The organism is Litchfieldia salsa (genome assembly GCF_900104555.1).
In the GTDB taxonomy this organism is placed as follows: Bacteria; Bacillota; Bacilli; order Bacillales; family Bacillaceae_L; genus Litchfieldia; species Litchfieldia salsa.
This window is the reverse complement of record NZ_FNJU01000007.1, coordinates 126,497-147,398: the sequence shown is the minus strand read 5'-3', so window position 1 is coordinate 147,398 and position 20,902 is coordinate 126,497. Positions and strand designations below refer to the sequence as shown.

Below are 20,902 nucleotides of genomic sequence, written 5' to 3'. Positions count from 1 at the left end.
GTATGAAAATGTGTGCATGAAAAATGAAAAAAATGTTAAGGAGGGGATTTACGTGTCAAAAGGTAATGCGAGGAACTTTGTCATTTCCCAAGAAGATTGGTCCCTCCACCGAAAAGGCCATGATGACCAAATCAGACATCAAGACAAGGTCCAAGAAGCGATTAAGAATAATTTACCTGACTTAATCACTGAAGAAAATATTGTCATGTCTAACGGTAGAGAGGTTGTCAAAATTCCAATAAGGTCTTTAGATGAGTATAAAATTAGATATAACTATGACAAAAACAAACATGTAGGCCAAGGTGATGGAGAAAGCCAGGTTGGAGATGTGATCGCAAGAGATGGTACTCCAAGTCCAGGACAAAAAGGTCCGGGAAAAGGGCAAGGTGCCGGAGATCAAGCTGGAGAAGATTATTATGAAGCTGAAGTATCAATGATGGAATTAGAGGAAGCACTATTTAAGGAGCTTGAGCTACCAAATCTTCAGCAAAAAGAACGGGACCAGAATGTAGTCGAGGATATCGAATTTAATGATATTCGTAAAACTGGTTTAATGGGGAATATTGATAAGAAACGAACGATGATGTCGGCGTATAAAAGAAATGCAATGACAGGTAAACCAGGGTTTCATCCAATTTATCAAGAGGATTTAAAGTTCAAAACATGGAATGAAGTAGTGAAACCGGACTCAAAGGCTGTTGTGTTAGCGATGATGGATACGAGTGGTTCGATGGGAATTTGGGAGAAGTATATGGCAAGAAGCTTCTTTTTCTGGATGACTCGATTTTTACGAACAAAATATGAAACGGTAGAAATAGAATTTATTGCACATCATACTGAAGCCAAAGTCGTTTCAGAGGAAGACTTTTTCTCTAAAGGAGAAAGTGGTGGTACAATTTGTTCATCCGTCTATCGAAAAGCATTAGAACTAATCGATGAAAAGTATCAGCCATCAAGATTCAACATCTATCCATTTCATTTTTCAGATGGTGATAACTTAACTTCAGATAACGCACGCTGTGTTAAATTAGTGTCAGAATTAATGAAGGTATCCAATATGTTTGGTTATGGAGAAGTAAATCAATACAACCGCCCGTCATCTATCCAAAGTGCATACAAGAATATAGATAACGAGAAATTTAGAAGTTATGTGTTACGGACTAAGGGAGATGTGTTTAATTGTTTAAGAACCTTTTTTAGTAACAAGGAGAAAAAAGTGAAGTTAAATTTTGCAAATGTTTAAAATTAAGAAGCTATGATGAATTTTAAGTGTCCGATAATGGGGGAGAATATAAAATAACATGTATAATATCATTCTAGTTCACAGTATGATTAGAATCATAAATACAGTACAAGTAGCAAACAAAAACGCTTGGATACTAAAAAAATCCAAGCGTTCTATATTTTATTGTCTTATTTAATTAAAGCACCCTTATAGTTGAACAAGGATAAAAACAACCGCCTAAAAAAAGACGGTTGTTTAAAACAGGAACAAACTTAAGCAGACATTAGAGGTAAATGAACTTGTTATTGATATAAATTATTTACTCTTTACCAAAGTAAGGTAAGGCCCATGAATTTGAAACACCATCAGCAGTCATCATAGTTCTAATTTTGTAACTTGGAGGTTTAACTAATTTCTTCTTAAAACTTTTATAAGCAGAGCTTCGCAGTTCTATTACATTTGAGTTTGAATCAATTTTTATTTGTGGTATTTCTTTGTCATACTCATCTGGAAAGTATACATTCGGAAGGCTTTCACAATCTTCAAGTATTTTTAGAACTTTATCGTCGTGGTTATAACTGCACATAGTAGGTGTTAAAGTAATATTATATTTTGTCTTCATGATTCTGTATATAACATTTTCCAATAATTTAGAGATTATATAAAAGTCAACTATTCTCTCTTTAATATCTTTATTATAAGAAATAGAAGTATAAAGATTGTTATGTTTTGGATGTATTTCTAATTCAGGTATAATAACACCTTTTTCATTTACTCCTTCAATATAAAAGCCCCTTATTTTCCCAGAAATTGTTGAAGCTTCAATGTGACAGTATCTAGCATGATTATGCTTAATTTTGTTTACAATCTTGGCCAAAATATCTCTATAAACAAATAAATCTTTTTGGTAATCTTCTATTATTTTTTTTATGTTATTATCAACTGCTTTTAACCAGCTATGTGCAAAAGGAATATTCTTTTTAACACTACTAGCAGGGAAAAAACACTTTATCATTAAATAGCCATCATCAATATACGCCATTAATGAATCAAGTAATTCTCCGTGTTCAGTAGCAATTTCATCAATTTTAGAATCTTTGTTTTTCAGTAAAGCTAGAACGTTTTCAAAGGCATTAAATACACGAGCTGTGGAAACAGAATATATACCTAGAGGTGGTCTTAATCTATGTTCTTTATTATATAAGACATTTTCCGGAACATTATTTAATAAATTATACAAATTAGTATTATAATTTCCCTTTTGAGATTTATTAATTATTATATTCATACCAACCCCACCCTATCCTATTTAACATTACAATTATTCCAACTTTTAGTTTAGTACAAGTTACATAATTTTACTAGTGTTAGTCAGGACAAGGCATTCCTCATTACATTTGAATTTTCTATAACTTTTAAAATGATAAATTCATATCTTCTTCAACTAAACTTCTATATCAACATATCAATCAAATAACATTTTATAATTAATTAGTAATTAGCACGTTGACAATGGCATTGATAATATGTCATTTGGTGTTTTTCAAGCACTTAGAAGAATTTCCAGCATTTTTTTAAATGTGTGGGTAAAGTTGAATAATAAACTGATCTCTTTTTTTCCAATCATTCTTTCTTAAAAAAGTTGCCTTAGTGATAACAGATTTTAAGAGCATATTTTTCATTTCAATATCATCAGTTAGGTGATAGGACTCTAGAACGGTTTTAATTTTTGGCACGAATTCATTTTGTGTCTTTTCAATTTGCGCTTCTAACTCTATTTCATTGGATAGTAGTTTTATAGATTCATTCAGTTCCTTAATACGATCTGTTAAAATCTTTTGTCTTTCTATAAAAACATCAACTGTATAAACTCCACGTTCTAATAAATCGTGGAGGTTGTTTTTTTGTCCGATAATTTCTTCAATTTCTTTCTCTTTTTTTTCTAATGCCTTCCGTTTTAATGGAGTATCCGAATCTATTTCTTTATTATGTTCTTTTAATGGCAACTCAAAGGATTCAACAATCTCTGCTAAACTTTGAAGTACTTTCTCTTCAATTATGTTTAAGGAAGCTCCTCTTTGGATTCCTTTGCAAGCTATATTAGAACATCTTATTTGGTCATTTGGTCTATCCTTTCTTGGATAATTTGCCATAGCTTTACCACATATTTCACATTTTAAAATACCTGCTAGGGGATTTGATAGTTTCTTACCTTTAATAGTGTGAGGTTTCCAACGTTGTTTATAAGCCATGTTAGCTGCTTTGAATAGCTCTTCTGATACGATGGGTTCATGTGCATTTGATTTGATTAGCCATGATTCTTTTGGTTGTTTCTTTCTGATGTATTTCCCGTTTCTTTTTACCGATTTAAATTTTCCCCATATAATTGATCCAAGATATACTTCATTTTGAATCATTTCTGCAATTGTTGTAGGTTCCCAGGTAACACCGGTAGGAGGGGAAATAGACAGCTTGTTTAGTTCTTCAGCAACAGTACGTCTTCCGTAGGTTCCTGACATCATTTCGAAGATTTTTTTTACGATCCAACTTGTTTCAGGATCTGGATATAATTTTAATTTTTCATCTCTTAAATATCCATATGGAGGTTTACGAGAAATAGATTTGCCTTCTTTCACTGAATCCCTTCGCCCATTTTGTAGTCGCTTTGTTATAGATTTAAGTTCCTGTCGAGCAACTAATGATTTTACCCCGAAGACCAGCTCCCAACTTTCATCTTCTGGGTCATAGATTTCATTTGGTGTAATGATTTTTGTCCCCGAGTACCTAAATGCTCGATCCAATAAGCCCTGATCTAACATGTCACCACGACCCAGACGATCAAGATCAATTACAAGGACTGCATCAATCTCGCTTGCTTCAACCCTTCTTAAAAGCTTTTGTATTTTTGGTCTTTCAGTAATAAATTCTCCTGAAACAACTTCCTCATGTATTTCTAATATATTGTGATTCTCTCGTTTAGCCACTTCCAGAAGACGTTTTCTGTGTCTTTCAAGAGTGTCGTATGTTTGACCTTGTCCTTCTGCTTTTTTCTCTTCTTCAATATCTTTTCGGCTTTTTCTAATATATAGGTCCAAGTCCAATCCATAAAGTCTAGTCAAAAAAATCACCTACCTTGTACTTAATATTTTATAAAATAGTTAACTAATTATGTATAAAATACAGGCTTTTTAGTTTTTTTGTTTCGGTGAATTCCTTCTAATCGTTCTCTGCATAAATCCTCTGATACTTTGAATGTATCAGCCATGTTTTGGACAACATAGGGGCTTCTTAAATCAATTGTATTAAGCATATCAAAGGGGATAGCTGCGTAACGAGTAAATCTCTTAGAATCAAATTCTTGAAGCTCCCTAAATGATTTCGGCATCATTATTTGATATCCACAGTGTCGTAGGATATGGCATAATTCATGAAAAAAATGCTCACGCTGTTCAAACTTCGTTAATCGACTATCAATATTGATTAGTTTGAAATTCTCTTCCTTATGAGCAAAGGATCTCTTTTCAGTATAAGTCAAATAAATTCTAAATGATCTTGCAATAGCTATTTCATTGATTTCCTCAGGTTGTTTCATTCCAATCTTTAGATAATAACGGGAAATCCATTTCTCGACTTCAAAAGGTCTATAGATATAAGACAAAATACTCACCTCAAGATAATTATACAAACATATGTTCTATTTTACAATAAAAAGAAAAAGTCCAAATAGTGGACTTTCTTTAATGTTTTCTTTTGATTCTAAGACAATATAACGATCTACTATAATTTCAAAGGGATAAAGCAGTGCAAAGAGATTCGACAATTCATCTTTTAAAAAAATTGATTCATAGTTCACTCATCATATTTATCCATTAAGGAGATATATTCATTTGTCAAAAATAAAATTCTTTCAAGTGAATATGAAATATAATCTGGTATTTTTTGATTGGTTATGTAAATAGTTGTTTTCTTAATTTGATCAAGCAGTTCTACTGATTTATAAAGTTCTATATATTTCATATCTACTAGATTAGTACGAAGTTGAAGTAATAAATCTACTTCAATTTGATTATTAAAAACAGTAAGGCCTTCGGTGATTTCTTTATTATCATTTGCCATTTCTTGTGCCAGACCTAAAAAATCACCACTTAACTCAGCTAACATACCGTTTATTCTTTTTACTGCAGGAAGATTGACTATTAATTCGTTCAATATACGACTAGCAATCATCTTCTGAGACTTCTCTTCTTTCTCTTCTTCTCTTCGATGCTGAGCGTTAATTTGATACATTGCAACTGAATAAGCAATTGTTCCCCCAATTAAGCTACCTATAACAGCCCCAATAATTGCATTTAAAGCACTCCAAAAGATATCCCATGGTTTATCAAATTTTTCTGACAAAAAAGTAACAGAAAATAAAAAAGTGCTGAACAATCCAACACTAAAACCAAAAGATATACCTGTCCAATTAACTAGTTTTTGTTTCATAGTTCCCCCATTTAAGAAATGCATCTTTAAATTTTTGTATTACAGGTGAAATAGGATTACCACCGGCATCTATATTTTGCTCGAATACTGTTTGTAGTTCAATGCCGTCATTTGGTGTATCCCCTTCACCCGTTGCTTTTACTACTTTATGAGATGGTGAAGGGGATTCGAACTTTAAATGGGGGGGCAAGTCCTTTAAAGCATCGTAAGCTGAATTAGGATCTATTCTTTCCATAATCTTTATGTCTTGTGGAATACTAATAGTATCCTTCAGTTTAAAAATCACCTTAATATACTTTTGTACTGTTTGTAAGTCATATGGTCTGCCACATTCCTCACACTGTAGATTATTGATATTCTCTTCGGTCATATAAATTCTGCTATCGTGACAAGAAGTTCTGGAGCATTCGAAATAGTAAATAACATCAAGCAGGCCTTCGTCTCCAGTTATATACATGAAAAATTTTACACTTTCAACAACACTAATGTCTTTATCTAGCGCAAATTGATAGGGACTTATAAACCTGTTTCCTTTTGATACCTGGGCCCTTAAAAACAAGTCTACGCCTCGAATTGATAATTCAGGATACAGATCTTGGAGGTTATTTTTATTGAAAATATCCGTTAATCTTTTGTAATACATAGTCCTCCTTCTCCTTTCTATCCCCAGTCCTCATATTATAATAATAATGAATTATTAGGCTATCATGTCTAGCCTCAAGTCTTGCTTGTAAAAACTTTGGTTCATCAGTTTGAGTCGGGTCATTTAAATACCAGTGAAAACCAGCTTCTTGCATCTCGTCATTCTTAAATATAAGCTCTTTTAAGTGCCAATATACCTTAGAACCATAAATAGGACTTTTATCATCTGTCCTGGATGCAGCTCTTGTAAGTTGACCTTCACGAAATACAAATCTAAATACCCATCCATTTTTAAACAAAGTATCGGCACATGTTTGTGAAATATCTTGGTAAATCACAGATTTTATCTGTTGTACATAATCTTCGTGAGAAGGTAGTTTTTTTCCTTTTAGGAAATCCCTTATATCTTTATCAGTATTGGCAGGAACTTGTTGATTTAGTATATCTTCTGCTTCAGAACTTAAATCTTTAAACAAAGTTGAAATAATTTTTTTAGGGATAGTTTCATTAAAACCGACAATATTAAATTTGAGAGCTTCAAAAAATCTTCCCTCACTTCGAAGGCCGTTTAATATATCCTTTAGCTTAGAAATTACATCTAATGGATCGAATGGGTAATTATCCAACAGGTTTTGATTAAATCTAAAATAAACAAAATTTCTTTCTAAATCAATTGTTACTCCACTAAAAAAAGTGTAGTTCTCTTTATTTGATTCAACGACACCAATTTTAAACAAAAAATTAATTACTTTAACCTTATTATCTATTATTTCTAAGCGAGATGTACATAATGAAAAATTTTCATTTTCTAATTTATTTACAAGGGGATTGTTAAATTTAAATTTTGGTTCACTTTTCAATAAGGCGGTGATGCTTTCAGGATTATTTTTAAAGGCATTATTTGAGTCATTGAGTTGGTATAAATAGTGCCAGTTATTAACTGAATAAAATAATTCATTATATAAAAAACCATCTAACTCTTCTTTAGAAAAGGAGGCACCTGATTTTAGTTCTTCTTCTAAAATCCTAGAAATAGGTATATATCTTTCCTCACCAGGGTTGGGAATAATCCTTTTTGACCGCAATTTCACTTTATGATAACTAAAAAAGTTTTCAAAGTCTTGTTTATATATATTACGAAGTGTATTTCTGTTTAACATAATATCGCTCCTAATTTGTCTTAGCTGCAATTAGCTAATATAACATTTTTAGTGTATTCATTTCTAAATATAGGTTTAAGAGGTACTTCTTAGAAAAATCAGCTTGACCAATCTGTGATATGCTCCCTTAACTACTTCATACGATTTGGATAATTGTACTACTTATATTATACAAATTGTACAGAGCTTCTATAAAAAACTTCTAATATTTAAAATAGCATTTTCCCTCATAGAATTAAAAAAGTCTTTGAGGCAATTGGAAAACTTGAAAAGTAGTTAAGTTACTTTTTTACTATCATTCATCTATAGTGAGTTTAATAGTAATAAAAAAAATTATTTCATTTATACATGAGGAAATTTTCTTGAATTTGTTATGAATCAAAATTAAACTCATAAAAATAAAAAATACTTTATCCTTTATAAATTGACAACATAAAACATTAATATGTATATTTTACCATAATTTTTTTAAAACGGCCCTTTAGTTGAAGAGGAAATCTTAAAGTATATAGAACATCTCTTTTTAATAAACACTTACTTAAACTATGGTAATGTAACTATATAGTGAATATTACGTTAAAAGGTGATAATATGACTAGAAAATTGACGATTGAAGATGTTCAAAAAGTGGCTATATCTAGGGGTGGTAAATGTTTGTCCATTGAGTATATAAACAGCCGAACTCACTTGCAATTTCGTTGTTCAGAAGGACACACTTTTCCCAAAACCCCAGCTAAATTAAATACTGGTCAATGGTGTCCAGTATGTGTAGGTAATAAAAAGAAAACGATTTGGGATATGCACTCTATAGCAAATAAACATGGTGGAGTCTGTTTATCTGTCGAATATGTTAATAATAACTCTGATCTTAAATGGAAATGTAAAGTTGGTCATACATTTGATGGGTCATATATTTCAGTTCAAAATTCTATTAAAAATGGAGGATTCTGTTCAAAATGTAATATCATCCGAAGAACAGATAAGCGAAAGTTGAAAATTGAGGATTTACAAGATCTTGCTAGATTGAAAGCAGGTGAATTGATATCTGATTCATATATAAATGCTCATACTGAATTATCCTGGAAATGTGTAGATGGTCATACCTTTTACATGAATGCAAACGATGTAAAGAATGGACATTGGTGCAGGGAATGTAGTAAAACTTTCAATCTTGGAGAAGAGAAATGTCGGTATGTTCTTGAACATTTTACTAACAAGGTTTTTAAAAGTAGCAAACAGGTAATAGAAGGTTTTGAATTAGATGGATATAATCAGGAGTTAAAACTTGCCTTTGAATACAATGGAATCCAGCATTATAAAACTAATGGATTTTTCATTAAAACAAAAGAAGAGTTGGATAAAAGGAAAAAAGATGACAAACATAAAGAACATCTGTGTCTTGAAAAAGAAATTCACTTAATTAAAGTTCCCTATTCTATAAATACTGATAAAGATATCCTTTCATTTCTAAAAAATGAACTCGAACAACAAGGGATTGATATCATAAATGACATTTCAACTATATCATCTCCCAACTTTTATAAAAACTATATGTCAGCTTTGAAAGAATTAAGAGAAATTGCCAACGAAAGGGGAGGAAGTTGTATTGCCACAGAATATAGAGGCAGTAAGGGGAAAATTGAATTTGTATGTTCCAATGGACACCTTTTTACCAAAAGACCAAACGATTTAAAGAATGGTCAGTGGTGTGGAGATTGTTACCTAGAAAGTAGAAGTCACAGATTTAACTAAAAAAAGATATTAGAGAAACGATATCAAGACGTGAAATTAAAAGGTAGATAAATTAAAGGACATTACATATTTGTATATGACTATATGTAATGTCCTTTTTCTTCAACGAACTTATTATTGGTTGTTGCTCCAATCACATTCTTCTTGAATGTCCATTATCCATGATATAAAATCTTTTTTACTATTTCTGTACTGTCCATGTAGTAAGTCTTACTTTTCCCAAATTCGTTCTAGTCACCCTTATTCTTGTAAAAGTAAGACACCTCTCCTTATTCCTACAAGATTAGTTTGCTCTTCTTTGCTTCTTCATTACGCCAGTTCCCTATTTTATCTTGGATGTGTAGACCATTCCATAATTCCATATTTACACTTTCAGCAAACTCCATGGCTTTAGCGGTATAATTACTAGTTGTAATAAACATAGTACCAGGACATTTATAGAATCGTTTTCCACCTTCTAGCTTTATTAAATCTTTGTTACCAATATTCTCCTTATATCTTTTACATTGTACAGCAATCTTTAGTCCGTCTTTAGGATCTTTTATTACTAAATCAACACCGTGGTCTCCAGTTTTTGCAGTCGTTTCAGGTTTAAAACCTTTATCCTTAAAATACAAATATACTAATCTTTCAAATTCTTCACCTGATAAACTTTCAATTTTAGCAGTAAGAAGATCTATTTCTGATAGCATTTTCTTAGTTTCATTCTTAGAGGATTTAGATGCAGTTTTTAGTGTTTTACTTTGAGTTTTTTTCTTTTTAGTATTTTTTATTGGAATCATTCTACCGATTATTTGATAAGAAAAAAGAGTTCCTCCTATAATGACACCAACAAGCCAATAAAAGCTTAAATCCAATTTAAATACGATAACTAACCCAATTATAATAATTAAGCCATTAATTATACTTAATAGGTTTTCCCTATCTCTTTTATTCATCTTGTATTCCTTTTTCCTGTTTAGCTTTCCATTTTACAAAGTCAATATGACGTTTAATATCATCAATTTCTTCCTCTGATAATCCTTCCATGTCAAAGAAAAAAAGATTATCCTTTTCTTTTTTTGTTTCTTTTCCCTTTAATAAATAATCAGTAGATACTTCATATATTTCAGCAAGTTTAACCAGTGTTTCGTAATCAGGTCTTCTTGCTCCTGATTCATAACTAGATAAAGTATTATTTTTTACACCGATTTTTTTTGCAATATCATTTTGTTGAAAACCACTTTTATCTCTGCAAAGTTTTAATCTTTCCCATAATTCCATGTAATCAACCTCCAGTGTTATAAATATTTTATCATTTATTCTCTTATTGAGAAATTTAGTTCACAAAAAGAGAATTTAATACTTGATTTTCACAAAGTGAGAATATATACTAGTGATTAAGTAGTTCACATATTGAGAATTAGAAAGGCGGTGTTCTTAGTTGAAGAAAATTGGTGAACAAATTAAAGCAATAAGAAATAACAAAGGTTTAACACAATCATTTGTAGCAAAACAATTAGGTTATAAATCTCCTTCAATGCTTAGTGAGATAGAATCAGGTAAAAAAGGTTTGGATGCTAATAAAGTTCCATTAGTTGCAAAAATCTTAGGTGTAGAAATAGAAGAACTTTTTTTTGAAGAAAATATTCTCGATACGAGAATATTGGAACCGGCATGAAAGGTAGTAATTAATTCAAAGGAGGATATTTAATGGCAACAACTATCCCCAATCATTTGTTAAACGATCGTTACTGGAAAGGACTTCTATTTCTATTTAATGAGCATCCAAAGTTGAAAAAGTGTTTTACTACTAAATATTTCGATTTAAAGAATGGAAATATAAAGGTCACTTCTTTAAAACGATTAAGTGATCCTTGGTCAAGAAGTGAGAAGGTAATGCTTAATCTAGCTCTTCATTTATTTAATGAGCGCTACAAATTTAATTTATCTGACCTTGATTCTTTGGATTCAAAAAATATGAATCTAGCATTTAAAGCAATGAAAATGAGATTTTTGTAGAAAGGAGGTTTTCTAGATGTCGGTATTTGTAGGGGTTGTCCCATCCTCTCCTGTGCATATACATGCACAAAGGGGGAATGTAATTTTGAAACCTAAAGAATATACATTTGGAAACACGACAGTTATTGTTCATTCCAAGTTAGCTCATATGAATAGAGAAGAACAACGGAATTGGTTTCAACAAGAATGGGAAAATGGAAACCCAGTCTTAAAACACATCGTTGAAGCAGCTTATAACTGTCAATTACATCCTAAAAAAAGTTCTTAATAAATATACTATACAACAGAATAGGAGAATAAATGTGGATATGAATCGAAATAGTTCACTAATTGTTAAAGAAGAAAAACTATTAAACAATGGTTTAAAAACAATAAATTATTTATATTCTTCATTTTTAAATAAAGATTTAGAGTCAGCGAGATTAGAAGTTCAAGAGATTCTTCACGTTATAGAAATGTTAGATCAAATTGAAGTAAGAAATGTTCGGAGAAAGAAGTTTGAAGAATTAGTATATACCATGAAAAGAAAAGGGATAAAGATTGACTTTGCTAAAGGAATAATTTCATGATTCTTCTTTATCCATATATGCGAAAAATGTTGTAGATTCATGGTTCTTTTGATCAGAAAGGGGAAGAACATGACGATTTCAGAAATGAGTGAGTTTAGACAAAAAAACAGCAAGTGCGCCAACACTTACTGAAAGACTAAAAAATAATTTTTCTTACGTTTATTTTACCTAGACCTATTCAAAAATGCAAGAAAGGAAAGAGCCTATGACAGTACAAGCATTAAAACTAAATGAGGAAATAGATCTACAAAGGCTATTTCCTTCTTCACAAAACCTAAAAATTATTAAACTAATAGGTTATTCCTATATGAATAATGAACAAGATCCTAACGAAGCTTATAGTAAAGCAAAGCGCCCAATCATGAAAGGATGGCAGAATCTTAAAATACCTGGGATGAATCAGACAGAAAAAAGTTCTTGGATAAATAAAAAGGGTTGGACAGGCCTTGTTATTCCAGAGGGCTATGATGTGGTGGATATAGATGAAATGGAAGAGGGAGAAAGAATTTTCTCAGCACTCCTACAAGAAAATTTTCAATTTCATGCTATTAAAACAGTAAGAGGATATCAATTTTTCTTTAAATCCTCCAATCAAATCAAGGGGCAGGATGCCACTGTATTAATGGCTGCAGGAATAGTCGGTGATTATCGTTTATCTGGAAGAGGACAAATTGTATTACCATCTGAAAACACTGGTGGAAGGGAATGGGTACATTTAGCTGATGGTGACTTATCGGAAATGCCTATTTATTTTGAACGGTTGAAAAAGGTAGGGAAGAACGAAAGACCGTTTCCTATCCCCTTGTCGGAAGGGGGAAGGAATAATACATTATATGCACATTGTTGCAGATTAGTTGAATTTGGCTATTCATATGACCAAGTATGGATGATTACCAGTTTTCTAAATCGCCATCTATTTTTACCTCCATTAGATCAAAGAGAGTATCACTCTACAGTACAAAGTGCATTAAAACATAAACCAAGCGGTAAAGAATATGGATCTACTCCACCACCTAGGAATGCAACTGTTACACATACAGAAGAAAGACAGAAGAGATTTAATCTTACAGAAATGGGAAATGCAGAGCGACTTGTAGTAAAAAATGGTGAAAACTTACGTTACTGTATCGAATTTGAAGAATGGCTATTATGGAACGGAAAGACGTGGATTGATGATAAGAAGAAACAAATTGAGAGAGTTGCGATCAAAACGTTTAGAGAAATGTATATTGAAGCAGCAAACGAAGATGATGTGGATCGTCGAAACAAATTAACTAAATGGGCCCAATCAAGTGAAAAAAGTTCAGTTTTTCTAAATAGTATAAATCGTGCAGAAGCAATGCTACCAGTCACCCAAGCTGAGCTTAATACAGACATCTATAAAATAAATTGCTTAAACGGTGTTGTAGACCTTAAAACAGGGGAACTACTCTCGCATGACCGTAATTATATGATGACAAAAAATACACATATTGAATATCAACTTAATGCAAAGTGTCCAACATGGATTTCATTTTTAGAGAGCATTATGAAGGATGAAAAGGGAGCTATAAAACAAGATTTAATTGAATTTTTACAGAAAGCAATAGGCTATACATTAACTGGTGATACAAGTGAACAAGTAGCTTTCTTCTTATTTGGAACAGGTAGGAACGGGAAAAGTACATTTATCAATATTGTAAAAGAAATATTAGGTGATTATGGTAAGCAGACTAATTCAGACACCTTTACTTCAAAAATTAATGAAGGTGGAATTAATAACGATATTGCTCGGCTACATGGATCTCGTTTTGTGTCAGCGGTTGAATCAGAGGATGGTCAGAAGCTATCTGAATCATTAATTAAGCAGCTCACCGGTGGAGAACCAATTACAGCGCGCTTTTTACGAAAAGAGTTCTTTGAGTTCAATCCAGAATTCAAGATTTTCTTCACCACTAACCATAAACCTATTGTAAAAGGTGATGATGAAGGGATCTGGAGAAGAATTAGACTGATTCCCTTTACTTATACAGTGCCGAAAGAAGAAGTGGACAAGCAGCTTCCAGAGAAGTTAAGAGCAGAGCTTCCTGGTATTTTGAAGTGGGCTGTAGAAGGGTGTTTAAAGTGGCAAGATGAAGGACTTGGAGAGCCTGCTGATGTTAAAGCGGCAACTGATGAATATAAGGAAGAGATGGATCTACTTTCAAACTTTGTGGAAGATTGCTGCGTTGTAATGCCTGCTGCTAAGGTTCCAGTGAATGTGATTCACAAGGAATACTTGAAATGGGCAGATGAAAACGGAGACTATCCAATGAAACAGCGTGCTTTCAGCAATCGACTTCAAATGAAAGGCTTTAATAAAAAGAAAAGCACAGGTAATAAAACATACTTTTTCGGGATTGGTCTTGCTGGTGATATTAAGGATGAGTTACCTAATAGTTACTCAGTTACCCAAAGTGACCGTTTTTCTAGTAACCCCCCTATAGAGAAAAACTTTGAGCCTAATACTAGAAGTGGGTCACTTATGGTAACTATGGTAACTAAAAGTAACTCGAAGGTAATTGAAGAGGAAATATAATGATTAGTCAACTCCTTAATGAAATGTATCACTTAAATATTCAATTAAACATAAAAGATGAAAAAATAAGTCTGATTTATGAAGATGGTGTATTAACAAATGATCTTAAACAAAAAATTAAGTTCAATAAAAAATATTTAATGAAAAGACTAGTAGAAAATGAGATTGCTATAAAAAAAGGTTTTCAAATTTATAATCACGGAGATTTGTATGAATACAGGTATGGATTAGGGGCATTTATCTACATTGAACGAGACTTGGAAGGCAAATCCTCCGCATGGATAGCAAACTATGCTAAGAACGAAAACAAGCCTTATAAAGTCACAATGATCTCTTCCAATACTACTTTTGATGCAGCATTTAATAAAGCTGCTGGATTTATAGATTGGTTAAATAAGAAAAATGGAAGAAGGGTAGGGTGATTAGATGAATCATATAGCGTTGCTACTATTTGAAATAAAAGGAATTGTAGACTCTATAAGTGATATTCAAGAGTATGAAGAATCAATTCCTAGTTCACTAGTTGAAAGATTGCAAGAAAGAGTAAATGAAGCAGTTGGTAAATTGAAAGAGTCATAAATTGGAGGTTGCTATGGGGTATTTATCACAAGTTAAATCTAATGGTAAGCAATATATTTACTTAACAGAGTATATAGGCAACCAGAAGTATTCAACTAAGAAAGAACATCATGTGTATGCATTTGGAGAGGTTAGGATGGCTCTAATAAGAATGAGAAGATGGAGAAGAAAGTTTAGTTCGGAGTTTCCAGAAGAATTAAAAAGCTTAGGTTATAATGCGGACGATCTAAAGGTATGGATTGAGACGATTCAAACAGGCAAAACTTCGAATGGGAGAAAATTTGGAGTAACAATAAAAAAGCGTGCTGTATTTTAAAGATATAAATATATCTATATAACAACTATGCGAACCTAGTACTCAACATAAAAGTGAGAGAGCAAACTGTAATAAGGTTTGTTCTTTTTATTATATTTAAAATCCCTATTATCTTAAATTACTCAGGTAATCTCCATCTTTCCCTATGTATCCCAAAAACTATTTTGGGATATTTTTCTCTTTGAAAAGCTAGTATATTCGAACTAAGGAAGGTGAGTTCATTGGAAGAGGAGCAACCGACAACCGAGAGTACGACAGAACAAACAGACTCTACAAGTGAGAGTACAACTAGTTCTGATCCAATTCCCACAGAGGAAACACCACCGGTTGATGTGGTTATGGACCTTCAAAGAACACAAGAAACCATAATTATATCGAGTGAGGGGAAGGTTCACGTAATCCATGAAATAACTTTAGGGGATGTAATTACTTCTATATTGCTAGTTTGCATTTTGTTATTTCTTATGATGGATAGGTTTATAAGGAGGTTTTAACAATGTATGAGGTGCTAGAAGCTACACCGAAAGAAATAGCCGTCGTTTACATTGTTGTTATTTCAGCTTGTTTACTTATTTATCCAATTACACATCTTGTAATAAATGCAGTGAAAGGAATTAAAAGGTGAAGAACATGGAGATCGGTGGATTAGTTCTGGATGCTTTAAAAATTGTATTCGGTAACGTGGATGTGATGTTCATTATTCTTTCATTTTCTATAGGACTAGCACTTGCATTAACAACTCTTGCAATCTACCAATACATGAAGGAGTAGGGGGTCGGATAAGTGGATTCATTAAGTAACGTATTCGATTGGTCGTTCTTTTGGGGTGTTTATGGATTCATGCTAAAAATCGCCTCGCCTTTTGTGATGTTGATAGTCGCAATAATCGCAGTTGGTTTATTAATTGGTGGTATTATCTCAGCAATTAGACAAAGGAACGCTTAATTATGCCAGAGTATACAACGTTTTTAAATGATGCTCGAACGGCTCAATTTTGGTTATGGGTTAAATGGCTAATGTTTTTTGTCGCACCGGTCATAATGATTTTTATTGCCACTGATGTAGTGGGGATGACTCTTAAGATGATTCGAAAAATCGTTGGTTCCAGTGAGAAAAAACGAGATGATGATGACGATTACGATGTTTATCGGTACTAGGTTTTTACTAGCATAAAGCTAGAAACATACAAAAAAATAATAGGGGGATTTATAAATGACAACAACAACATCAACAGTAGACTTCACAGGAGTATCATTACCATTTTCACCAACAGATTTATTAAACAGTTCAGTAGGTCTTTTAGGAGTAGTTGGAGGATTCGTATTACTAGGTCTTGCAATCTATTTCGTACCAAAATTAATTTCAGTTATTCGTTCAGCTGCTGGAACTCGTGGCAAGTAATTTATAAAAAACTAAAACTTTAAAACAGGAGGAACACAATTATGTCAAATTTAGCATTAGGTGTAGCAATCGACTTTACAGGAGTATCATTACCATTTTCACCAACAGATTTATTAAACAGTTCAGTTGGTCTTTTAGGAGTAGTTGGAGGATTCGTATTACTAGGTCTTGCAATCTATTTCGTACCAAAACTAATTTCAGTTATTCGTGCAGCTGCCGGAACTCGTGGCAAGAACGCATAATTAATAAGGGAAAAGGGGTTAATACCCCTTTTTTTATCTATTAAAGTGAGTGACTTTTTAATATTTTAATAAAAAACTATTAAAGGATTGTTTTGATGAAAAAAGTATCTCTTTTTTTAATCATTTTTATGATTGTTTGGACAACTAGTGTTTCAGCAACTTCTGTCACTAGTGTTACTTATGATTCGGTGAACGATAGGATTCGACTTGAAGTAGCTAGTTCAGGTTATAACAAGTACAAAATTATTCAATATAACACAAGTGATCAATTAATTAGTACAAATACTTATGATAACACACAGGATGTTTTGTATATCCTATGCAATGGTAGAGCAGATTTTGAGTTCTATAGTTTGGATGGTTCGATAACTTCCACGGATTCAGCTACGTTTACGGGGATTAAAAGCGAGGCTTCTGCTTGTTTTCCTAGTGGAGACACTTCCGAATCCACTAGTGGTTGTATAGGTTGTGATGTGTTTAATTGTCCGGGTTGGGATGAATACATGAGTAAGGTTAATCAAATTATAGGAGCTATCCCACCACCACCAGATTGGAACGCTATTTCAGTAACTATGAGTGATGCGATTGTTCCGAGGTTGGTAAACGATATAGATAGCATGCTAGGTAGGGCGCCATCTACACCTAACGTTCCTTCTCAAATTTCAACACCTAGCAAACCGACAACTCCTTCTAATCCAGTAGCACCATCACAACCAGAGGTGATTGTTGATACACCAGAGGAACCAACGATGAATACCGTTCCGAATTTAAAAGAAAGTGGTTTTGATAAAACGAAAATTGAAAGTGAAGCACCCGTTATTGAATTTAGAGAGGATCCTACAGGAGGATTTGAAATTAATGATCCTTTAACTAGTTTGCCAGAACTACCGACAAATGATTTTCCAGTTCCAAATAGTACGGATGCCGGAGTTTGGGAAGAACACAAACCAATACCTCCGACACTTGAAACTCCATTACCTAAAGAAGTCGAAGAAGTTCCGGTTGTTGGTCCGAGTCCAACACCTTCGACAGAAACAATATCACCACCAACTCCAACAACTGAAACTACCACTACTCCAAGTATAGAACCTGTACAAGATACCTATTCACCACCAAGTCCAAGTGGTGGTGCTGACTGGAGTACAGGAGGGGGAGGATACAAGAATCATCCAGATGACCCAGATGGTTCAGGATAATAAAGGGTTTGATTATTTTAGGAAGGTGTTATATGAATCAAAAAAAGATTATCATTCTTTCGACTATTGCGATTATATTATTTGTCTTTGTATCACCATTAACAAATGCAAGTGCAGAATTACAGATTTCTGACTATGATGGCAACTTATTAATTGGTTCATCCTTTGGTAGTGTTACTAATGTGCCGAATCCCGAAAATACAATTGATAATGACTTATCAACTTATGCAAAATTTGATACTTGGGTTTCTGAGCCACAACAAATCCAGTATGTATTCGATAGCCCTGTAACAGTAAAAAGTTATCGTTTCAAAGCTGATGCGAAATTTTACGGTAATACTGAGATACTTTGGTTATTTGATGAGAATGGAAATAAATTAAAAACCATTCAGTATTTAGATGTTTCTGGAAATGAAGTTGTTTTTGATGTTCCAACAGAAAATGTTAAGTCGGCTATTCTTTACTTTCGAGCATATCAAACTACGGCTAATGCTTATGAATTAGGATTATTCGGCTTGGAGATACCTGATACGATTCCACCTTCTGAAATAACTGATTTATCTATAACTTCTACTACATCAAGCGTGGAGGCATCATACATTTTACCAAGCGATGAAGATTTTAGTCATTTGGAAATTTACCGAGATAACCAATTATTAAAGTCAGATTATACCTCTAACACTTTTCAAGATGTAAACCTAGAAGGAAGTAGAGAGTACACATATAAAATCATTTCGGTTGATGTAAATGGAAATAAATCTAAAGGTAAAGAAAGTAAGATAACAACAAAAACCCCTGAAACACCTAAATTAGAAGGTGATTCTATTACCAAAGATGAAGAAGGGGATTTTTTAATTAGTTGGGATAGTCCAACAACAGGAACTATCAGTTTATCAATCGGAGGTAAAGAATACGCAAATATCCCAGCTGAAACTGGTAGTTTTACCATACCGAAAGAAGATATGGAGTATACAACACTAGGATTTCCAGACGTGAAAATATTAGCCGTTTCGGATGATGGTTTAGCAAGTGAAGAACAATCACCAGAAGGTGTAAAGGAATTAAATAAAGTGCAAATAGGTTTTGGGGCAAAAGATGTACTAATAATTTCTATGAAACTTCTTGGTTTAGTTGCACCGATTTTACTTTTTAGCCTTGCTTTATGGTATCCAAAACCTCTAATGAACTTAGTAAAAAAAGCAACATCATTCTTTAAGAAAAGGAGTTACAAAGTATGAATAGTGAAATCACGTCAGCGATATTAGAAATAACTTTCTCTAGATTACTAGTTTTTATTGTTCCCTTTCTCTTTTTGTTAATGATCACTTTATTTTCTGAAGAAATGATTGATCTAATTTACAAGTCGGTAAAACGTAGGTAGTGAGTTTATGGGGATAATCACAGATGCTTTTGGAAAGCTTTTTAGTGTCATATGGTCAGTAATAAGTTGGATAGGGACAACCATATGGAATGGTATTAAATGGGTTGGGGACGTCATATGGGATGCTATCAAATGGATTGGTGGTGTCCTATGGGATGTTATCAAATGGATTGGTGATCTATTAGCAAAACTCTTTCAGAACCTAATAGATTTACTAATTAGTTTCTTTGAAGTCATTTATGCCTTAATAGATGGACTTTTGTATTTGCTATACAATATCGGTCTTATTGCAGTAAAGATCTTTTTAATATTCTTTGAAATGGCGAAATTACTGGTTTCACTAATTGTTGGACTCTTTAAAACACTAGCGAGTTTGAACTACACACAGAGAACGTCCTCGAATACTGGTTATTCGGAGATACTAGGAAATATATTTGAAGCAGCTCAACCACTTCAAATAAATGTTATAGCTTATATATTAATGTTCATTCTTTGGATAGGAACGGCAGTGGCAGCAATGAAACTTCTATCATCAGTACGAGTTGGAGGGGATTGATATTAAAGAATTAATAAGAAGTTGGATAGATTCTATATTCAGTCCTTTCCATAGTTTTTTAGATATGGCAATCGAAAATTTAAGGAATGTCAGCTTAACAATGGCGCAAGGTTTAGATGTAGGGAAATACTTATCAATATTCGGAGATATGCCCGGACCATGGCAACTAGTTGTTGTTTCAATATTAGGCTCTACATTCTTATTGGGTGCACTACTGATATTTAGATCACAATTAAGATTGTATTATGCAATGAAAGAGGGTGTTAAGTGGTGGTAGATGCAATGATTTATATGTATCTAGTCGGTTTTGGTTGTTCGTTAGGAATAGCGACAACATTCTTTATATCTCTTAAATTGTACAACCGGACAGGAAATAAGGAAATGAAACTAACTAAGAAGAGCAAGAGAGTAATAGGAGCATAAAGGAGCGAAAAGTATATGTTAAGAAAAAAATCTAAAGATGAGTTTTTCCCTGAAACGAATGATCTATTGATTGTTTTTGATGAAGATAAGAGAACGAGTGATATCAAACAAATTAGTGAATTTAAAGATGGTGAAGTGCTAGTAATAGGTCATTACAACGTACCATATGAAGATTGTGTAATCACAAACAGTGACGAGGGTAGAAACTTCTTCTATCGAGCACCTACACAATCAATTACAGAAACAAAAAGACTTGCAAAGCTAGAGCAAAGCATCATTTTAAGTCAAATAACAAGTTATAGAGAACCAGAAGATAAATCAAGTATAGATATGACTAAAATTTTGTTATTCGGCTTAGTATTTTTCGCCTTTATCATTCTAGGTATTTCTAGTTGCGGTAACTAATGTCGCTAGAGG

The 20,902-nt window shown here is 32.8% G+C and carries 32 protein-coding genes; 24 read left to right on the top strand and 8 right to left on the bottom strand.

Features of this window, described 5'->3' with window-relative positions:
- Positions 1 to 52 precede the first annotated feature (52 nt).
- Positions 53 to 1,243: a sporulation protein YhbH gene (yhbH, locus tag BLQ56_RS14680; RefSeq protein ID WP_175490315.1), complete on the top strand. Its 1,191-nt coding sequence runs from the start codon at positions 53 to 55 to the stop codon at positions 1,241 to 1,243.
- Positions 1,244 to 1,544: 301 nt separating this feature from the next.
- Here yhbH and BLQ56_RS14675 read toward each other — a convergent pair whose 3' ends face one another.
- The 6 genes from BLQ56_RS14675 to BLQ56_RS14650 form a co-directional block, all read right to left on the bottom strand.
- A complete protein-coding gene (locus BLQ56_RS14675; RefSeq protein WP_090855824.1) occupies positions 1,545 to 2,513 on the bottom strand; it encodes a hypothetical protein in 969 nt (322 codons plus the stop codon).
- A 286-nt stretch (positions 2,514 to 2,799) separates the two neighbouring features.
- A complete protein-coding gene (locus BLQ56_RS14670) occupies positions 2,800 to 4,344 on the bottom strand; it encodes a recombinase family protein (RefSeq protein ID WP_238457274.1) in 1,545 nt (514 codons plus the stop codon).
- A gap of 47 nt (positions 4,345 to 4,391) precedes the next feature.
- Complete coding sequence (locus tag BLQ56_RS14665) at positions 4,392 to 4,883, bottom strand: ImmA/IrrE family metallo-endopeptidase (RefSeq protein WP_238457273.1); 492 nt, start codon at positions 4,881 to 4,883, stop codon at positions 4,392 to 4,394.
- 191 nt (positions 4,884 to 5,074) lie between these two features.
- Positions 5,075 to 5,710, bottom strand: a complete 636-nt coding sequence (locus BLQ56_RS14660; protein ID WP_090855822.1) for a hypothetical protein — start codon at positions 5,708 to 5,710, stop codon at positions 5,075 to 5,077.
- Positions 5,691 to 6,353 carry a hypothetical protein gene (locus BLQ56_RS14655; protein ID WP_090855820.1) on the bottom strand — a complete coding sequence of 221 codons (663 nt, stop codon included), beginning with the start codon at positions 6,351 to 6,353 and terminating at the stop codon, positions 5,691 to 5,693. Before BLQ56_RS14655 ends, BLQ56_RS14660 begins: the two co-directional genes overlap by 20 nt.
- Complete coding sequence (locus tag BLQ56_RS14650) at positions 6,319 to 7,512, bottom strand: hypothetical protein (protein ID WP_090855817.1); 1,194 nt, start codon at positions 7,510 to 7,512, stop codon at positions 6,319 to 6,321. Before BLQ56_RS14650 ends, BLQ56_RS14655 begins: the two co-directional genes overlap by 35 nt.
- A gap of 591 nt (positions 7,513 to 8,103) precedes the next feature.
- Between BLQ56_RS14650 and BLQ56_RS14645 the strand changes: the two genes are divergently transcribed.
- Positions 8,104 to 9,264, top strand: a complete 1,161-nt coding sequence (locus BLQ56_RS14645; protein ID WP_090855814.1) for a hypothetical protein — start codon at positions 8,104 to 8,106, stop codon at positions 9,262 to 9,264.
- A 275-nt stretch (positions 9,265 to 9,539) separates the two neighbouring features.
- On the opposite strand, the gene BLQ56_RS14640 is transcribed toward BLQ56_RS14645, so the two are convergent.
- Positions 9,540 to 10,202, bottom strand: a complete 663-nt coding sequence (locus BLQ56_RS14640) for a restriction endonuclease (RefSeq protein WP_090855811.1) — start codon at positions 10,200 to 10,202, stop codon at positions 9,540 to 9,542.
- Complete coding sequence (locus BLQ56_RS14635) at positions 10,195 to 10,527, bottom strand: helix-turn-helix domain-containing protein (RefSeq protein WP_090855808.1); 333 nt, start codon at positions 10,525 to 10,527, stop codon at positions 10,195 to 10,197. The genes BLQ56_RS14640 and BLQ56_RS14635 overlap by 8 nt, the downstream gene beginning before the upstream one ends.
- Positions 10,528 to 10,687: 160 nt before the next feature.
- Between BLQ56_RS14635 and BLQ56_RS14630 the strand changes: the two genes are divergently transcribed.
- The 22 genes from BLQ56_RS14630 to BLQ56_RS14550 all read left to right on the top strand — a co-directional run bounded on the left by BLQ56_RS14630 (position 10,688) and on the right by BLQ56_RS14550 (position 20,890).
- Complete coding sequence (locus BLQ56_RS14630) at positions 10,688 to 10,924, top strand: helix-turn-helix domain-containing protein (protein WP_090855805.1); 237 nt, start codon at positions 10,688 to 10,690, stop codon at positions 10,922 to 10,924.
- 32 nt (positions 10,925 to 10,956) lie between these two features.
- Entirely contained in the window at positions 10,957 to 11,265 is a 309-nt protein-coding gene (locus BLQ56_RS14625) for a hypothetical protein (protein WP_090855802.1), read from the top strand.
- 16 nt (positions 11,266 to 11,281) lie between these two features.
- The gene (locus tag BLQ56_RS14620; protein ID WP_090855799.1) at positions 11,282 to 11,533 is read left to right on the top strand and encodes a hypothetical protein; all 252 of its coding nucleotides are present in this window, start codon (positions 11,282 to 11,284) and stop codon (positions 11,531 to 11,533) included.
- A 40-nt stretch (positions 11,534 to 11,573) separates the two neighbouring features.
- Positions 11,574 to 11,834, top strand: coding sequence for a hypothetical protein (locus BLQ56_RS14615; RefSeq protein WP_238457279.1), 261 nt, complete (start codon positions 11,574 to 11,576; stop codon positions 11,832 to 11,834).
- A 205-nt stretch (positions 11,835 to 12,039) separates the two neighbouring features.
- Positions 12,040 to 14,391 carry a phage/plasmid primase, P4 family gene (locus tag BLQ56_RS14610; protein WP_090855796.1) on the top strand — a complete coding sequence of 784 codons (2,352 nt, stop codon included), beginning with the start codon at positions 12,040 to 12,042 and terminating at the stop codon, positions 14,389 to 14,391.
- On the top strand, positions 14,391 to 14,813 hold the full coding sequence (locus BLQ56_RS14605) for a TubC N-terminal docking domain-related protein (RefSeq protein WP_090855794.1): 423 nt from the start codon (positions 14,391 to 14,393) through the stop codon (positions 14,811 to 14,813). Before BLQ56_RS14610 ends, BLQ56_RS14605 begins: the two co-directional genes overlap by 1 nt.
- Positions 14,814 to 14,817: 4 nt before the next feature.
- On the top strand, positions 14,818 to 14,970 hold the full coding sequence (locus BLQ56_RS23585) for a hypothetical protein (RefSeq protein WP_175490314.1): 153 nt from the start codon (positions 14,818 to 14,820) through the stop codon (positions 14,968 to 14,970).
- A 13-nt stretch (positions 14,971 to 14,983) separates the two neighbouring features.
- The gene (locus BLQ56_RS14600) at positions 14,984 to 15,286 is read left to right on the top strand and encodes a hypothetical protein (RefSeq protein ID WP_090855791.1); all 303 of its coding nucleotides are present in this window, start codon (positions 14,984 to 14,986) and stop codon (positions 15,284 to 15,286) included.
- A gap of 221 nt (positions 15,287 to 15,507) precedes the next feature.
- On the top strand, positions 15,508 to 15,780 hold the full coding sequence (locus tag BLQ56_RS14595; protein ID WP_090855790.1) for a hypothetical protein: 273 nt from the start codon (positions 15,508 to 15,510) through the stop codon (positions 15,778 to 15,780).
- 2 nt (positions 15,781 to 15,782) lie between these two features.
- A complete protein-coding gene (locus tag BLQ56_RS24095) occupies positions 15,783 to 15,911 on the top strand; it encodes a hypothetical protein (RefSeq protein WP_274380236.1) in 129 nt (42 codons plus the stop codon).
- Positions 15,908 to 16,057 carry a hypothetical protein gene (locus BLQ56_RS23580; RefSeq protein ID WP_175490310.1) on the top strand — a complete coding sequence of 50 codons (150 nt, stop codon included), beginning with the start codon at positions 15,908 to 15,910 and terminating at the stop codon, positions 16,055 to 16,057. Before BLQ56_RS24095 ends, BLQ56_RS23580 begins: the two co-directional genes overlap by 4 nt.
- A 12-nt stretch (positions 16,058 to 16,069) precedes the next feature.
- Positions 16,070 to 16,231, top strand: coding sequence for a PTS ascorbate transporter subunit IIC (locus tag BLQ56_RS14590; protein WP_090855789.1), 162 nt, complete (start codon positions 16,070 to 16,072; stop codon positions 16,229 to 16,231).
- 2 nt (positions 16,232 to 16,233) lie between these two features.
- Positions 16,234 to 16,443 carry a hypothetical protein gene (locus BLQ56_RS14585; RefSeq protein WP_238457272.1) on the top strand — a complete coding sequence of 70 codons (210 nt, stop codon included), beginning with the start codon at positions 16,234 to 16,236 and terminating at the stop codon, positions 16,441 to 16,443.
- Positions 16,444 to 16,498: 55 nt separating this feature from the next.
- A complete protein-coding gene (locus BLQ56_RS14580; RefSeq protein WP_090855783.1) occupies positions 16,499 to 16,687 on the top strand; it encodes a hypothetical protein in 189 nt (62 codons plus the stop codon).
- Positions 16,688 to 16,728: 41 nt separating this feature from the next.
- On the top strand, positions 16,729 to 16,929 hold the full coding sequence (locus BLQ56_RS14575; RefSeq protein ID WP_090855780.1) for a hypothetical protein: 201 nt from the start codon (positions 16,729 to 16,731) through the stop codon (positions 16,927 to 16,929).
- A gap of 95 nt (positions 16,930 to 17,024) precedes the next feature.
- The gene (locus BLQ56_RS14570) at positions 17,025 to 18,125 is read left to right on the top strand and encodes a hypothetical protein (RefSeq protein WP_090855777.1); all 1,101 of its coding nucleotides are present in this window, start codon (positions 17,025 to 17,027) and stop codon (positions 18,123 to 18,125) included.
- 32 nt (positions 18,126 to 18,157) lie between these two features.
- Entirely contained in the window at positions 18,158 to 19,363 is a 1,206-nt protein-coding gene (locus BLQ56_RS14565) for a fibronectin type III domain-containing protein (protein WP_090855774.1), read from the top strand.
- Positions 19,360 to 19,506 carry a hypothetical protein gene (locus BLQ56_RS23575; RefSeq protein WP_175490313.1) on the top strand — a complete coding sequence of 49 codons (147 nt, stop codon included), beginning with the start codon at positions 19,360 to 19,362 and terminating at the stop codon, positions 19,504 to 19,506. Before BLQ56_RS14565 ends, BLQ56_RS23575 begins: the two co-directional genes overlap by 4 nt.
- A gap of 7 nt (positions 19,507 to 19,513) precedes the next feature.
- On the top strand, positions 19,514 to 20,062 hold the full coding sequence (locus tag BLQ56_RS14560; RefSeq protein ID WP_090855772.1) for a hypothetical protein: 549 nt from the start codon (positions 19,514 to 19,516) through the stop codon (positions 20,060 to 20,062).
- A 64-nt stretch (positions 20,063 to 20,126) separates the two neighbouring features.
- Entirely contained in the window at positions 20,127 to 20,339 is a 213-nt protein-coding gene (locus BLQ56_RS14555; RefSeq protein WP_338011852.1) for a hypothetical protein, read from the top strand.
- Positions 20,330 to 20,485 (top strand): hypothetical protein, encoded by a 156-nt coding sequence (locus BLQ56_RS23570; RefSeq protein ID WP_175490309.1) that lies wholly within the window; start codon positions 20,330 to 20,332, stop codon positions 20,483 to 20,485. Before BLQ56_RS14555 ends, BLQ56_RS23570 begins: the two co-directional genes overlap by 10 nt.
- A gap of 15 nt (positions 20,486 to 20,500) precedes the next feature.
- A complete protein-coding gene (locus BLQ56_RS14550) occupies positions 20,501 to 20,890 on the top strand; it encodes a hypothetical protein (RefSeq protein WP_090855769.1) in 390 nt (129 codons plus the stop codon).
- The last annotated feature ends 12 nt before the right edge of the window (positions 20,891 to 20,902 follow it).